Genomic DNA, 14,319 nt, shown 5'->3' on the forward strand with positions numbered 1-14,319 from the left:
CATGGTCACCCGCACGGCTGCCGCCGCCTTCGTCGCATGCGCGGCGCTGCTGGCAGCCACCGGCTGCTCGTCCGGCTTCGACAGTGGGAAGGAGCCGTCCCAGGAGAAGAGCGGTCCGCAGCACCTGTCGGTGCTGATCGCCACCTCGGGCGACGCCGAGACCGCGGCGGTCAAGGCGGCAGCCGCCGCCTACGCGAAGAAGTCCGGCAACACGGTCACGGTCGAGGCCGCCAAGGACATGAACCAGCAGCTGGGGCAGGCGTTCGCGGGCAACAAGCCGCCGGACGTCTTCTACGTCAACTCCGACCAGTTCGCCAACTACGCCAAGGGCGGTTCGCTCTACCCGTACGGCGCGCAGATACCGGACGCCGACGACTTCTCGCCGCAGCTGCGTGACTCCTTCAGCTACGACGGCAAGCTGGTCTGTCTGCCCAAGGACACCTCGACGCTGGGCCTGGTCGTCAACACCGACCTGTGGGCGAAGGCCGGGCTGACGGAGAAGGACTACCCGACCACGTGGGAGCAGCTGCGGACGGTCGCGGACAAGCTCACCGGCAAGGGCGTCACCGGCCTGGTCACCAGCGACGAGTACCAGCGGCTCGGGGTCTTCCTGAAGCAGGCGGGCGGCTGGGTCACCGACTCGGGCCAGACGAAGATGACGGCCGACACCCCGGAGAACGCCGAGGGGCTCGGTTACGTCCAGTCGCTGCTCAAGTCCGGCTCGATGAAGTACGCCAAGGACGTCGACACCAGCTGGGGCGGCGAGGCGCTCGGCAAGGGCAAGGCGGCGATGACCGTCGAGGGCAACTGGCTGGACGGCGGGATGAAGCTCGACTACCCCGACGTGAAGTACAAGGTGCTGCCGCTGCCCGCGGGCCCGAAGGGCAAGGGCACCCTGGCGTTCAGCAACTGCTGGGGCGTCGCGGCCGACAGCGCGCACCGCTCGGCAAGCGTCGACCTGGTCAAGTACCTGAGCTCGGGCGACCAGCAGCTCACCTTCGCCAAGGCGTTCGGTGTGATGCCGTCGCGTACGAGCGCGCTGAAGACGTACGCCCAGCAGTACCCGGCCGCCAAGGCGTGGGTGGACGGCAGCGCCTACGCACAGGGCCCGGTGACGATCGCCGGCTTCGACAAGGTGCTGAGCCAGTTCAACACCGAACTGCAGTCGCTGCGCACGACGGACCCGAAGAAGATCCTCGGTGATCTGCAGCGCAACGGCGAAGCGGCGATAGCGAAGGGCAACTGAGCCCGGATGCCGCTACGTTCGATCCGCTCGGCGGGCAGGGCCCGCTCGGTGCGCCGGGACGGACCGTGGGGCTGGCTGTTCGTCAGCCCCATGGTGGTCGTCCTCGGTCTGTTCCTCGTGCTGCCCATCCTGATGGCGCTGTGGGTGAGCCTGCTGCGCTGGGACGGTCAGTCCAACCCGTTCACCGGCAGCGCCGACTTCGTGGGTCTCGACAACTACCGGACCCTGTTCGTCCAGGACGGCCTCGACCGGACCCTGTTCGCCACGGCGCTGCGCAACAACGCCTACTACGTGCTGCTCACGGTGCCGTTGCAGACGGTGCTGGCGCTGGGGCTCGCGATCATCGTCAACCAGCGGATGCTGCGCGGGCGCGGCGCGCTGCGGACGACGTTCTTCTTTCCCTCGGTGACGAGTTCGATCGCCGTCGCCACTGTCTTCCTCTTCATGTTCCAGGGCAGTGGGTCGGTCAACAAGATGCTGTCGTGGGTGGGGGTGAAGGGGCCCAACTGGTTCTCCGACCCGCGTGGTGTGCTGTCGCTGATCCTGGGTTCGGTGGGCATCGTCGATCCCGAGCGCCCGTCGGGGGCGCTGGCGTCCCACTCGTTCATGGGTCTCTCCTGGTTCGAGTGGCTGTCCGGGCCCTCGGTCGCGATGTGCACGATCATCCTGCTGTCGGTGTGGACCACGTCCGGCACCTTCATGCTGATCTTCCTCGCGGCGCTCCAGGACGTCCCGCGTGAACTGGAGGAGGCGGCGGCCATCGAGGGCGTCAACCGCCGCCAGTTGCTGCGGTACGTGACACTCCCCGCGCTGCGTCCCGTGCTGTTCCTGGTGCTGACGCTCGGGCTCATCTCGACCTGGCAGGTCTTCGACCAGGTGTACGTGATGGGTCAGGGGGCGCCGGGCAACACCACGCTGACGCCGGCGTTCCTGTCGTACTCGTCGGGCTTCGACAACTCGGACTTCGGTCAGGGGGCGGCCATCGCGTTCGTGCTGCTCGTCCTGATCCTCGTCCTGACCGGACTCCAGCGCTGGGTACTGCGGGAGCGCGGCGCACGTACCGGGAGGACACGATGAGTTCACAGGGCCGGCCGGTGCTCAACCGGTTCCCGATTCCGCTGCGGGTGGTGGGCTACGCCCTGGTGGTGGGGGTGGCGCTGCTGTATCTGCTGCCGTTCGCGCTCCAGTTGGTGACCGGTTTCAAGACCGATCCGGACGCGGCGGCGCATCCGCTCTCGCTGCTGCCCACCACGCCCACCACGGCGGCCTACCAGCGGCTGTTCGGCCTCGGCGGCGCGGCGGACGGTGTGCCGTTCCTGCGCTGGCTCTCCAACTCGGCACTGGTGGCCGTCCTGGTGACGGCGGGCCGGGTGCTGTTCGACTCGATGGCCGGGTACGCGCTGGCGCGGCTGCGCTTCCGGGGCCGCAAGGTGCTGTTCGTCTTCGTCATCGCCGTGATGGCGGTGCCGGGAGTGGCGCTGCTGATCCCGAAGTTCCTGGTGCTGAACATCTTCGGACTGTTCGACACCTACACCGGCATGATCGTGCCGCTGCTGGTGGACGCCACCGGCATCTTCATCATGAAGCAGTTCTTCGAGTCGGTGCCGCCGGAGGTCGAGGAGGCCGCGCGGATGGACGGGGCGGGGGTGGTACGGATCTTCTGGTCCGTCGTCCTGCCCATGGCGAGGCCCGCGTTGATCACGCTGACCATCCTGTCGTTCCAGGGGTCGTGGAACGAGTTCACGCACTTCCTCATCGCCACCCAGTCGGGGCAGTACGAGACGCTGACCACGGGTCTCGCGCGCTTCGTCTCCGGCGGCCTCGGCGGCGGCACCCAGTATCCGCTGAAACTGGCTGCCGCCCTGCTCTCCACCCTGCCGGTGGCAGCGCTGTTCTTCTGCTTCCAGCGCTACTTCGTCAGTGGGGCCAATTCCGGGGCTCTGAAGGACTGATGTCGTGCTGACGGCCGGGCTGCGCGGGGATCCGCGCACCGGCCGTCGTAGCGCCGGCCGGCGCACCCCCGGCGGTGGCGGGCTGGTTCCAGTCGCCTTCGCCCAGGACCAGCAGCGGGTCGAACATCACCACGACACCGGAGAGTACGAGGAAGACGGCCGGGCCGAGCAGCATCGGGAAGAGCAGCGAGGTGGGTGAGGAGCCGGACACCGTGCCGGCGTCCTCCTGCAGATGCACGCTGATCGCCAGCATGCCGACGTAGTGCATCCCGGTCACGGCGATGCCCATGACCAGACTCGCGCCCAGGCTGGCCAGAAAACCGTGGACCGATACGGCCGCCCAGAGTGCGGCGGTCGCGGCGACGACGGCGATCACGACGGAGAGGGTGACGGTCGTGACGTTGTACTCCAGGTGCCCCTGGAGCTCCATTCCGGCCATTCCGAGGTAGTGCATGGCCGCGACACCGAGTCCGGTGATGACACCGGCGGAGAGCAGCGCCGCCGTCGTGGCACCGCGGTAGCCCACGATGAAGACGCCGATGCCGACCATCACGATCGCCACGGCCAGGCTGGCCACGGTGGTGATTTTGTCGTAGCTGATAGGCGCCTCCTCGACGCTGAATCCGATCATCGCTATGAAGTGCATCGTCCAGATGCCGGAGCCGATGGAGAGCGCACCGAGCGCCAGCCAGCCGGGTTTCCAGGAACGCTCGTGCCGTAGCGAGCGGGTGGTGCAGCGCAGCCCGAGGGCCGAGCCGAGACATGCCATGAGAAAGGCCACCACGGGGGTGACAGCGCCGTAGGTGAATCCATCCACTGTGCCCTGCATAGCGGTGCACGCCCTTCAACCGGTGTCGCTCGTCTGAGATACGACAGCCCGAGGTGAGCGTAGGCGGAATCCAGCCACAAACAAGGGTCTGGGCGATTACGTGTTGACAAAGGTGTGTGTTCACCATGATCAACGCCTAATGATTGCCATCCGGCCGCCACGATGGCGGTGTTGGCATAGATTTTTTCCTGGACACGTCAAGAAATTGCGTGCAGTCATCTTGTCCATGCGTTGTCATGTCCATACCTTGTCTTCGGATGGCCCCCGTCCGGTGTGGGCCCTGAGCCGATTGCGAGGGATCCGTGAGTATTTCCAGACGGTCCGTCATCCTGTCCGCGCTCGCCGGCACCGCCACCGTCGGCGGGTGGTCGGCCGCCACCACGGCGACGGCGGCGCCCGCGGTCGCCACCGCTTCGCCGCCCGGCGATGTGGTCGGCAAGGTGACCGTGGGCTACCAGGGCTGGTTCGCCTGCAAGGGCGACGGAGCGCCCATCAACAGCTGGTGGCACTGGAGCGCCAACGCCGGTCAGCCGCCGTCGCCTTCGAACACCACCATCGCCTCCTGGCCGGAGATGAAGGAGTACGAGAAGTCGTACGCCACGGCGTACGGGAACCTCGGCAGCGGCGCTCCGGCCACGCTGTTCTCGTCGTGGGACCAGCAGACGGTGGACACGCACTTCCGCTGGATGCAGGAGAACGGCTGTGACACCGCGGCCCTCCAGCGGTTCAACCCCTTCGGCGCCGAAGGCCCCACCCGGGACGCGATGGCGCAGAAGGTGCGCCAGTCGGCCGAGGCGCACGGCCGCAAGTTCTACATCATGTACGACGTCACCGACTGGACCGCGATGCAGTCGCAGATCAAGGACGACTGGACGTCGAAGATGAAGGCGCACACCGCGTCGGGCGCGTACGCCAAGCAGAACGGCAAGCCGGTGGTGTGCATCTGGGGCTTCGGCTTCAGCGACCCCGGCCGGCCCTTCGAGCCGGCGCCGTGCCTGGACGTCGTCAACTGGTTCAAGAGCCAGGGCTGTTACGTCATCGGCGGGGTGCCCACCCACTGGCGCACCGGCACCGAGGACTCACGTCCCGGCTTCTCCGACGTCTACCACGCGTTCAACATGATCTCGCCCTGGATGGTGGGCCGGATCAGCAACGTCGACCAGGCGGACCAGTTCTACCGCGACAACAACGGCCCCGACCAACTCGACTGCGACGCGCACGGGATCGACTACCAGCCCTGTGTCATCCCCGGCGATCTGCAGGGCAGGGCGCGCGCCCACGGCGAGTTGATGTGGCGTCAGTTCTACAACCTGGTCCGGATCGGTGTGCAGGGCTTCTACATCTCGATGTTCGACGAGTACAACGAGGGCAACCAGATCGCCAAGACCGCCGAGACGGCCGCCGACGTGCCGACCGGGTCCGGGATCTGGGCGCTCGACGAGGACGGCACCCGCTGCTCGTCCGACTACTACCTGCGGCTGACCAACGACGGCGGCCGCATGCTCAAGGGACAGATCGCCCTCACCGCGGTGCGCCCGACCGTACCGCTGCCGGGCGGCGGCGGACCGACGCAGCCGACCGGCGACCTGGCCCTGCGCCGCCCGGCGACAGCCAGCAGCACCACGCAGTCGTACGGGCCGGGCAACGCCGTGGACGGCAACGCGGGCACGTACTGGGAGAGCGCCAACAACGCGTTCCCGCAGTGGCTCCAGGTCGACCTCGGCAGCGCGTACACCGTCAAGCGGCTCGTGCTCGCGCTGCCGCCGGACCAGGCGTGGGCGACCCGCACCCAGACCGTGGCCGTGCTCGGCTCCGCCAACGGCACCACATTCACCACGCTGTCGGGCGCGGCGGGCCGTACGTTCAACCCGGCCTCGGGGAACACCGCCACGATCACCCTGCCCGCCGCCGTCACCACCCGTTATGTGCGGCTCCAGTTCACCGCCAACACCGGTTGGCCGGCCGGACAGCTCTCCTCGCTGAGCGTCTACGCCGACTGAGCGTGCGGCAGGTGCGGCCGGCGCTGATTGGTGCCGCCGATTCGGGTTACCCGGGGGGCAAGGCAGGCACAGCGCACCAGGTACCGGCACGACCATGCGCCGGCCGCACCCAGGAGAGGTCATACCGATGACGGACGAGCGGAGCACGAACGACGGCGAGCCCACCGCCGAGGAGTTGCGGGAACAGGCCGAACGTACCCGCGACGAGCTGGGCAGAACCGCGGAGGGCGTCGCGGCCAAGGCCGAGGCGGCCAAGAACGACGTGAAGGCGCGCGCCCAGGAGACGAAGGAGCGCGCGCAGGAGAAGGCCGCCGAGGTGCAGGAGAAGGCCCAGGAGAAGGCGACCGAGGTCAAGGAGCGGATCGACGACCAGGCCGCCAAGACGAAGATCCAGCTCCAGGACCGTACGGCGCAGCTCCAGGAGAAGGCGAGCCAGACGCTCCAGCGCGCCCAGGACAAGGCTCCCGACCAGTGGAGCGAGCGGGCGTCGCAGCTGGCCGAGGCGGTCCGGCGCAATCCGGCGCCGTACATAGCGGCGGCCGCGGTGCTCGTCGCGCTGACGGTACGGCGCTCCCGGCGCTGACGGCCGGCCGGAGCAACGGCTCGACGAGGGAGGACAGCGGGCACCGGCCCGCTGCCCTCCCTTTCGCGTGCGTGCTCAAGAGCGGACGATCCTGACAGTTCCTCAGTTCGCAACCCGGCTCGGGGAAACAGTAAATGAATTCTTGACCGCGTGGGGCGCGTCGAACCGTGCATGGTCATGCCATCGTGTTGCAGCACCAGCACCCTCCTGGGCCGGCGACCGGAAGGCGGAACCGTATGGGCAGCACACGCAGAGGTACGGCGGCTCGCCGCTGGGGAGCGCTGGCGGGGGCAGCCGCGCTGACCGTACTCGGCGGGGCCGCGCCGTCCTTCGGCGCGGTACGGGGCGGGCAGCACCCGGGCAGCCACACCGCCACGCCCGTCAAACACCTGGTCGTCATCTTCGACGAGAACATCTCGTTCGACCACTACTTCGGGACGTATCCGAAGGCCGCCAACACCGACGGCACCCGCTTCACCGCGTCCCCGCGCACGCCCAGGGACATCGACAACCTGCGCACGGCGGGGCTGCTGACGAAGAACCCGAACCAGTACGCGCCCAAGCGGCTCACCCCTGAACAGGCGGTGACCTGCGACCAGAACCACGCGTACAGCCCCGAGCAGTACGCGTACAACGGCGGCGGCGCCGACAAGTTCGTCCAGTTCACGGACTCCGGCAAGTGCTCGGGCAATCTGTTCGGCGAGCCGGGTCTGGTGATGGACTACTACGACGGCAACACCGTCACCGGCATGTGGAACTACGCCCAGCACTACGCGCTCAACGACAACTCGTTCGGTTCGGCCTACGGCCCCTCCACGCCCGGCGCGATCGAGCTGGTGTCGGGCCAGACGCACGGGGTGGTCTCCACCGACCCCGCGTCGTCCACGGAGGACCCGGAGCAGACCGACGAGCCGGATCCGGCCGCGGTCGCCTCCCCCGACGAGCGGGGCGTCGGCACGATGATCACCGACCCCGACCCGGCGTACGACGACTGTTCGGGCAACGACCACACCAGCCAGTCGTCCCTGGCCGAGCTGCGCGGCAAGAACATCGGTGACCGGCTGAACGAGAAGGACGTCAGCTGGGGCTGGTTCCAGGGCGGCTTCCGGCCGAGCACCCCGTGGGACGGCGGCGACACCCTCGCCACGTGCGACGGCACCACGCACGCCAACGCGATCGGCGCCCAGGTCGTGGACTACAGCCCGCACCACAACCCGTTCGCGTACTACCGCTCGACGGCCAACCCGCACCATCTGGCCCCGGAGTCCGTCGCCGAGATCGGCCACGACGGCCGGGCCAACCACAACTACGACCTCACCGACTTCAACGCGGCGCTCAAGGCGGGCAAACTGCCCTCGGTGAGCTTCCTCAAGGCGGCGTCCTACCAGGACGGGCACGCGGGGTACTCGGGGCCGGTGGACGAACAGAACTTCCTCGTCGGGCAGATCAACGCGATCCAGCGCTCGCCGCAGTGGAAGGACACCGCGATCGTCCTCGCGTACGACGACTCCGACGGCTGGTACGACCATGTCTACGCCACGCCGCGCAACGGCTCGGACGACACGACGAAGGACAGCAGCGGCCGGAGCCTCGACGCGCCCGGCTGCCGGAACGGGCCGCCCGCCGCGGGCGGTTACCAGGACCGCTGCGGCCCGGGCGCCCGCCAGCCGCTGCTGGTGATCTCGCCGTTCGCGAAGGTCAACAGCGTCGACCACACCAGGACCGAGCAGACGTCCGTGCTGAAGTTCGTGGAGGACAACTGGCACACCCGGCGGATCGGGGACCACTCCTTCGACACCCGGGCGGGATCGCTGGAGAACATGTTCGACTTCGACCGCCCCAACGGCAGGCAGGTACTGCTGAATCAGGACGGCTCGGTGGCCTCGGTCGGCCCGGTCCGGCACGTCGCGCCCGTCACCACGGCGATCACCGACCCGCAGCCGCGCGACGTGGCGATGGCGGACCTCTCGTCGAGCAGCAGCACCCCTTCGCCGACGCTGCTGGGCACGGCGGCGGGAGCGGTGCTGGTCGCCGGCGCGGGAGTGACCCTGGCGGTGCGCAGGCGGCGCCACTCCCGCGGCGCGCTCTAGTGTGACTCGCGGGAGACCTCGTGGCCGCTGGAGCCGACGAGGAAGTCCAGGTCGACGCCCTGGTCCGCCTGGTTCACATGCTCGACGTACAGCCGCTCCCAGCCTCGCCTGGGGGCGGCGAACGCCGCCGTCATCGCCTTCGACGGACGGCGGCGCGCCAACTCCTCGGCCGGTACGTCGAGATCGATCCTGCGGGCGGCCACGTCCAGCACGACGAAGTCGCCGGTCTCGACCAGCCCCAGCGGGCCGCCGGCCGCCGCCTCCGGCGCGGTGTGCAGGACGACCGTGCCGTACGCCGTGCCGCTCATCCGGCCGTCGCAGACCCGCACCATGTCCCTGACGCCCTGCTCCAGCAGCTTGGTGGGCAGCGGCATGTTCGCCACCTCCGGCATGCCCGGGTAGCCCTTGGGACCGCAGCCCCGCAGTACGAGCACCGACGAGGCGTCCACGTCGAGGTCCGGGTCGTCGATCCGGGCGTGCATGTCCTCGACGCTGTCGAAGACGACGGCCCTGCCCCGGTGGCGCAGCAGTTCGGGCGAAGCGGCGGCCGGTTTGATGACGGCGCCGGACGGGGCGAGGTTGCCGCGCAGCACCGCGATGCCGGCGTCGGGCAGCAGCGGGTCGGCGCGGCTCCGGATGACGGTCTCGTCCCAGATCCGCGCGCCGTCGAGATGGTCGACCAGCGGGGTGCCGGTGACGGTCAGGGCGGCCGGGTCGAGCAGGTCGCCGACCTCGTTCAGTACCGCCAGCAGCCCGCCCGCGCGGTGGAAGTCCTCCATCAGATGGCGGCCGGCCGGCTGGAGGTCGACGAGGAGCGGCACGCCCGCGCCGGTGCGGTCGAAGTCGTCCAGCGTCAGTTCGATGCCGAGCCGCCCGGCGATGGCCAGCAGATGCACCACGGCGTTGGTGGAGCCGCCGACGGCGGCGAGCGCGACGATCGCGTTGAGGAAGGAGCCCCGGGTGAGCAGCGTGCTGGGGCGGCGTTCCGCGGCGACCATCTCGACGGCGAGCGCGCCGGTGGCGTGGGCGCTCTCCAGCAGCCGGCTGTCGGGGGCGGGCGTCCCGGCCACCCCCGGCAGCGTCGTACCCAGCGCCTCGGCGACGACGGCCATGGTGGAGGCCGTTCCCATGGTGTTGCAGTGGCCCCGGCTGCGGATCATCGAGGATTCGGACCGCAGGAAGGCCTCCTCGGAGAGGGTGCCCGCCCGCACCTCCTCGCTGAGTTTCCACACGTCGGTGCCGCAGCCCAGCGGCTTGCCGCGGAAGGTGCCGGTCAGCATCGGGCCGCCGGGCACGACGACTGCGGGCAGGTCGACGGAGGCCGCCGCCATCAGCAGCGACGGAATGGTCTTGTCGCAGCCGCCCAACAGCACGACGCCGTCGACGGGGTTGGCGCGCAGCATCTCCTCCGTCGCCATGGCCGCCATGTTCCGCCACAGCATCGCCGTGGGCCGTACCAGCGTCTCGCCGAGGGAGACCACCGGCAGGTTGAGCGGGACGCCGCCCGCTTCCCAGATGCCCTGCTTGACGCTCGCCGCGACCTCGTCGAGATGGGAGTTGCACGGGGTCAGGTCGGACGCGGTGTTGGCGATGGCGATGTGCGGCCGGCCGTCGAAGGCGTGGGCGGGCAGTCCTCTGCGCATCCACGCCCGGTGGATGTAGGAGTTCCTGTCGGTGCCCGCGTACCACTGGGAACTGCGCTGTTCCGCCATTGCGTACTCCTCCGTCGTCCGTGGCTGCCAACTTGCCATGCCGGGGCGGTGTTTTTGAAGTGCGCTCCACCCGTACGGATGTTCATGCCGCGTACTAATATCTGGCCATGCGCGCCTTTGTCATCACAGGTCCGCGCCGGTGCGGGGTGCGTGACGTGGCACCCCCGGCAGCGGCGCCGGGACAGGTCGTCGTCGATGTGGAACGGGCCGGTGTCTGCGGTACGGACAGCGAGCTGTTCACCGGCGAGATGAGTTACATGGACGAGGGCAACTCCCGTTATCCGATCCGGCCGGGCCACGAGTGGTGCGGCGCGGTCTCCGCGGTGGGCGACGGCGTCGACCCCGGCTGGCTGGGACGGCGGGTGACCGCCGACACCATGCTCGGCTGCGGCGGCTGCCGGCGCTGTCTCGCCGGCCGCCACCATGTCTGCGAGGACCGGTACGAGATCGGCATCCGGGGCGGCTGGCACGGCGCGCTGGCCGAGCAGCTCGTCGCACCGGTGAACGCGCTGCATCCGCTGCCGGACTCCGTGGACGGTGTCGCGGGCGCCCTGGTCGAGCCCGGCGGCAACGCGCTGCGCGCCGTCGAGGCGGCGGCCGTCGCGCCCGGTGAGCGGCTGCTGGTGCTCGGCCCCGGCACGATCGGGCTGCTCGCCGCCCTGTTCGCGCTCGCCGCCGGGGCGGAGGTCCATGTCATGGGTCTGACCCCGGCGTCGCTCGACTTCGCCCGCAGCCTCGGTGTGCACGGCGCCTGGACCGAGTCCGAGCTGCCCGACCTGCCCTTCGACGGGGTCATCGACGCCTCCAACGCCCCCGGGCTGCCCGCGCTCGCCGTGGAGCGCGTCGAGCCGGGCAGGCGGGTGGTCTGTATCGGGATCGCCGCGACGCCCAGTTCCGCCGACACCCGGGCGCTGGTCCTGAAGGACGTCACAGCCGTGGGCATCCTCGGTGCGTCGGCCGGCCTGGCGCGTACGATCGGGCTGTACGCCTCCGGCGCCGTGGATCCTCGTCCGCTGGTCGCCGCCACCGTCGGTTTCGAATCTCTCGGCGGAATTCTCTCGGGTGTACGTCCCGAAGGGGTGGGGCCTGGGCCTAAATTCCTGGTGAGCCCCGGTACCTGAGATCCGCCCCGGCTCCATGCCGTAGGCTTCCCAAAGATTGTCTGACCGCATCTTTTTAGGATGTTAAGGAGCACCGTGATGGCGAAGCAGGATGCCGGAGCCGGGCTGGTGAAGCTCCTCTCGGCCGACGCGCAGCAGGTGGCGACCGGCTGGGTCGAGCGCGTCTCGGATTCCCTGGGCGGCCGCATCAGCAGGGCCGAGGTCGACCAGGAGCTGCGCGAGCTGTTCACGGCGCTGGTCGAGGCACTGCGGGCCGGCGGCCCCGACGCCCACGGTGAGGCGATGTCCGAAGTCAGGGCGCTGCTGACCGAGTTGTCGCGGAACCGGGCACGCCAGGGCTTCACGCCGACCGAGACAGCGGTCAGCGTGCTCGCGCTGAAGCAGGTCGTCGAGCCGGTCCTGCGTGACGGTTCGGCCGCCGACATCCAGGCGTACCTGGAACTGAGCCGGCTGGTGGACGAACTGAGCCTGTTCACCATCGAGACGTACACCCGGGCCCGCGAGGAGATCATCAGCTCCCAGGCGGACCAGCTCATGGAGCTGTCCACGCCCGTGGTGAAGCTCTGGGACGGCGTGATCGCCGTACCGCTGGTCGGCACCCTCGACTCCGCCCGTACCCAGGTGGTGATGGAGAAGCTGCTGCAGGCGCTGGTGGACACCGGCTCCGAGCAGGCGATCATCGACATCACCGGGGTCCCCGCCGTGGACACCCAGGTCGCCCAGCACCTGCTGAAGACCATCGTCGCCGCGCGGTTGATGGGCGCCGAGTGCACGGTGTCCGGGATCCGGCCGCAGATCGCCCAGACCATCGTGGCGCTGGGCATCGAGTTCGGCGACATCGTGACGAAGGCGAGCCTGGCCGACGCGCTGAAGCTGGCGCTGCGCAAGTCCGGTGTGGATCTGGTCGCCCGCAAGGATGTGCTGCGGTGACCGAGCGCGTTCCCGTCCTGCGGATCGGTGACGTCCTGCTGGTCTCCATCCAGGTGGACCTGGAGGACCAGACCGTCCTGAACCTGCAGGAGGACCTGGCGGCACAGATCGTGGCCAGATCGGCGCGCGGTGTCGTCATCGACATCACGGCCGTCGAGATCGTCGACTCGTTCGTGGGCCGCATGCTGGCCACGATCGCGGCCATATCCCGCATGCTCGACGCGGAGACGGTGGTGGTCGGCATGCGCCCGGCCGTCGCCATCACGCTCGTGGAGCTGGGTCTGTCGCTGGGCGGTGTGCGTACCGCACTCGACCTGGAGAAGGGCCTGGCCCTGCTGCGGCGATCCGACAGCCGCACGGATCCGGCATGATCACGCCCTGGGCCGCCGGGGAGGCACCGCAGACACACCCCATCGTGAAGAACGACGACGTCGTCCGGGTGCGCCAGCTCGCCAGGACACTGGCCCAGCAGTGCAAGCTCTCACTCGTCGACCAGACGAAGTTCATCACGGCGGCCAGCGAACTCGCCCGCAACACCCTGGTGTACGGCGGTGGCGGGCTGCTCACCGCGGGTCTTGTCCGCAAGGACACCCGGGTCGGGGTGGCCGCGATCTTCAGCGACGACGGTCCCGGGATCCCGGACATCGAGCTGGCGATGACCGACGGCTGGACGTCGGGCTCGGGTCTCGGGCTCGGGCTGAGCGGGGCGCGCAGGCTGGTGGACGAGTTCGACCTGAAGACCGAGGCGGGGAACGGCACGACCGTCACCGTGGTCAAGTGGTCGAGGTGACCGCCCTCGGCGTGCTCGACTGCGAGGATGTCGCCTGGTTCCGCGACAGCCCGACCATGCCCGCCTCGGCGCGCGGCGCCGCCGCCACCCTGGCGCGGCGGATCGGGCTGAACAGCCATCGCGCCTCGGAGGTGGCACTCGCCGTCACGGAAGCGGCGACCAACCTCCACCTGCACGCCGTCGACGGATCGCTGCTGCTGCGGGTGTTGCGTACGGCGAACGAGGCCGCGGTGGAGTTCCTGACCGTGGACATGGGGCCCGGTATGCGCGACGTGGCCGGCGCGTTCGCCGACGGGACCTCCTCACGGGGCACGCTCGGCATCGGACTCGGTGCCGTGGCGCGGCTCGCCGACACCTTCGACATCCACTCGATCCCCGGTCGTGGCACGGTGATGAGCGCGCAGTTCTGGTCGCGCAACGCGTCGGACAGCGTACGGGCGTCGGAGACGGCCGTGGTCGACACGTCGGTGGCCGCCGGTGTGACCCGTCCCATCAGCGGCGAGACCAGCTGCGGCGACGCGTGGGCGGTACGGGTCGAACCCGGCGCCGACGCCGAAGCGGCGCCCGCGCTGCTGGTGATGATGTGCGACGGGCTCGGGCACGGCCCGCTCGCTGCCCTGGCGGGTGACACGGCGGTCACCGCCTTCCGGCAGAGCAGTGCCCGGCTGCCCGACGCCGTCCTGCGCGACATCCATACGGCGCTGCGCGGCACACGGGGCGGCGCGGTGGCGGTCGCCCGGGTCGAGCCGTCGGCGGGGCGCCTGCTGTACTGCGGTGTCGGGAACGTCAGCGGCTACGTCATCACTCCGACGGCCAGGGCCGGGCTGATGTCGGCGCCGGGCATCGTCGGCCAGCAGATGCGCACCCTGCGCACCTTCGAGCAGCCGCTGGTGCCGGGCGGTGCGCTCGTGATGCACTCGGACGGACTGACCGAGCGCTGGACCATGGACGCCCTGCCGGGACTGCTGCAGCACACCCCCGCCGTGATCGCGGGGCAGTTGCTGCGCGAGGCGGCCGTACGGCGCGACGACGCCGGGATCGTGGTTGTCAAGGGAGCCTGGTGAAG

At 69.7% G+C, this 14,319-nt stretch carries 13 protein-coding genes; 11 read left to right on the forward strand and 2 right to left on the reverse strand.

Translation table 11 applies throughout. From position 1 onward, the window contains the following. Window position 1: 1 nt before the first annotated feature. Genes OHS57_RS04705 through OHS57_RS04715 form a run of 3 tightly spaced genes read left to right on the forward strand, consistent with a single transcriptional unit; the run spans window position 2 to window position 3,198 of the window. On the forward strand, window positions 2-1,246 hold the full coding sequence (locus tag OHS57_RS04705; protein ID WP_041998225.1) for a sugar ABC transporter substrate-binding protein: 1,245 nt from the start codon (window positions 2-4) through the stop codon (window positions 1,244-1,246). 6 nt (window positions 1,247-1,252) lie between these two features. Further along, entirely contained in the window at window positions 1,253-2,323 is a 1,071-nt protein-coding gene (locus OHS57_RS04710; RefSeq protein ID WP_241778820.1) for a carbohydrate ABC transporter permease, read from the forward strand. Next, entirely contained in the window at window positions 2,320-3,198 is an 879-nt protein-coding gene (locus OHS57_RS04715; RefSeq protein WP_041998223.1) for a carbohydrate ABC transporter permease, read from the forward strand. Before OHS57_RS04710 ends, OHS57_RS04715 begins: the two co-directional genes overlap by 4 nt. On the opposite strand, the gene OHS57_RS04720 is transcribed toward OHS57_RS04715, so the two are convergent. Next, window positions 3,164-4,027 (reverse strand): MHYT domain-containing protein, encoded by an 864-nt coding sequence (locus OHS57_RS04720; protein WP_328581118.1) that lies wholly within the window; start codon window positions 4,025-4,027, stop codon window positions 3,164-3,166. The two genes, OHS57_RS04715 and OHS57_RS04720, sit on opposite strands and share 35 nt — an antisense overlap. A 302-nt stretch (window positions 4,028-4,329) precedes the next feature. On the opposite strand from OHS57_RS04720, the gene OHS57_RS04725 reads away from it, so the two are divergent. The 3 genes from OHS57_RS04725 (at window position 4,330) to OHS57_RS04735 (ending at window position 8,700) form a co-directional block, all read left to right on the forward strand. After that, window positions 4,330-6,027 (forward strand): discoidin domain-containing protein, encoded by a 1,698-nt coding sequence (locus OHS57_RS04725; protein ID WP_328581119.1) that lies wholly within the window; start codon window positions 4,330-4,332, stop codon window positions 6,025-6,027. A 127-nt stretch (window positions 6,028-6,154) separates the two neighbouring features. After that, window positions 6,155-6,610 (forward strand): hypothetical protein, encoded by a 456-nt coding sequence (locus OHS57_RS04730; RefSeq protein ID WP_328581120.1) that lies wholly within the window; start codon window positions 6,155-6,157, stop codon window positions 6,608-6,610. Between the two features lie 236 nt (window positions 6,611-6,846). Next, the gene (locus OHS57_RS04735; RefSeq protein ID WP_328581121.1) at window positions 6,847-8,700 is read left to right on the forward strand and encodes a phospholipase C; all 1,854 of its coding nucleotides are present in this window, start codon (window positions 6,847-6,849) and stop codon (window positions 8,698-8,700) included. Here OHS57_RS04735 and OHS57_RS04740 read toward each other — a convergent pair. After that, entirely contained in the window at window positions 8,697-10,412 is a 1,716-nt protein-coding gene (locus OHS57_RS04740) for an IlvD/Edd family dehydratase (protein WP_041998213.1), read from the reverse strand. The two genes, OHS57_RS04735 and OHS57_RS04740, sit on opposite strands and share 4 nt — an antisense overlap. A 107-nt stretch (window positions 10,413-10,519) precedes the next feature. Here OHS57_RS04740 and OHS57_RS04745 point away from each other — a divergent pair, with 107 nt between their 5' ends. The 5 genes from OHS57_RS04745 (at window position 10,520) to OHS57_RS04765 (ending at window position 14,317) form a co-directional block, all read left to right on the forward strand. Then, entirely contained in the window at window positions 10,520-11,533 is a 1,014-nt protein-coding gene (locus tag OHS57_RS04745) for a zinc-dependent alcohol dehydrogenase (RefSeq protein ID WP_041998211.1), read from the forward strand. Between the two features lie 78 nt (window positions 11,534-11,611). Next, complete coding sequence (locus tag OHS57_RS04750) at window positions 11,612-12,463, forward strand: STAS domain-containing protein (protein WP_041998210.1); 852 nt, start codon at window positions 11,612-11,614, stop codon at window positions 12,461-12,463. After that, on the forward strand, window positions 12,460-12,834 hold the full coding sequence (locus OHS57_RS04755; protein WP_041998208.1) for an STAS domain-containing protein: 375 nt from the start codon (window positions 12,460-12,462) through the stop codon (window positions 12,832-12,834). Before OHS57_RS04750 ends, OHS57_RS04755 begins: the two co-directional genes overlap by 4 nt. Continuing rightward, window positions 12,831-13,253, forward strand: a complete 423-nt coding sequence (locus OHS57_RS04760) for an anti-sigma regulatory factor (protein WP_041998206.1) — start codon at window positions 12,831-12,833, stop codon at window positions 13,251-13,253. Before OHS57_RS04755 ends, OHS57_RS04760 begins: the two co-directional genes overlap by 4 nt. After that, entirely contained in the window at window positions 13,250-14,317 is a 1,068-nt protein-coding gene (locus OHS57_RS04765; RefSeq protein ID WP_443043054.1) for an ATP-binding SpoIIE family protein phosphatase, read from the forward strand. The genes OHS57_RS04760 and OHS57_RS04765 overlap by 4 nt, the downstream gene beginning before the upstream one ends. Window positions 14,318-14,319 lie beyond the last annotated feature (2 nt).

This window comes from Streptomyces sp. NBC_00370 (assembly GCF_036084755.1).
GTDB lineage: Bacteria > Actinomycetota > Actinomycetes > Streptomycetales > Streptomycetaceae > Streptomyces.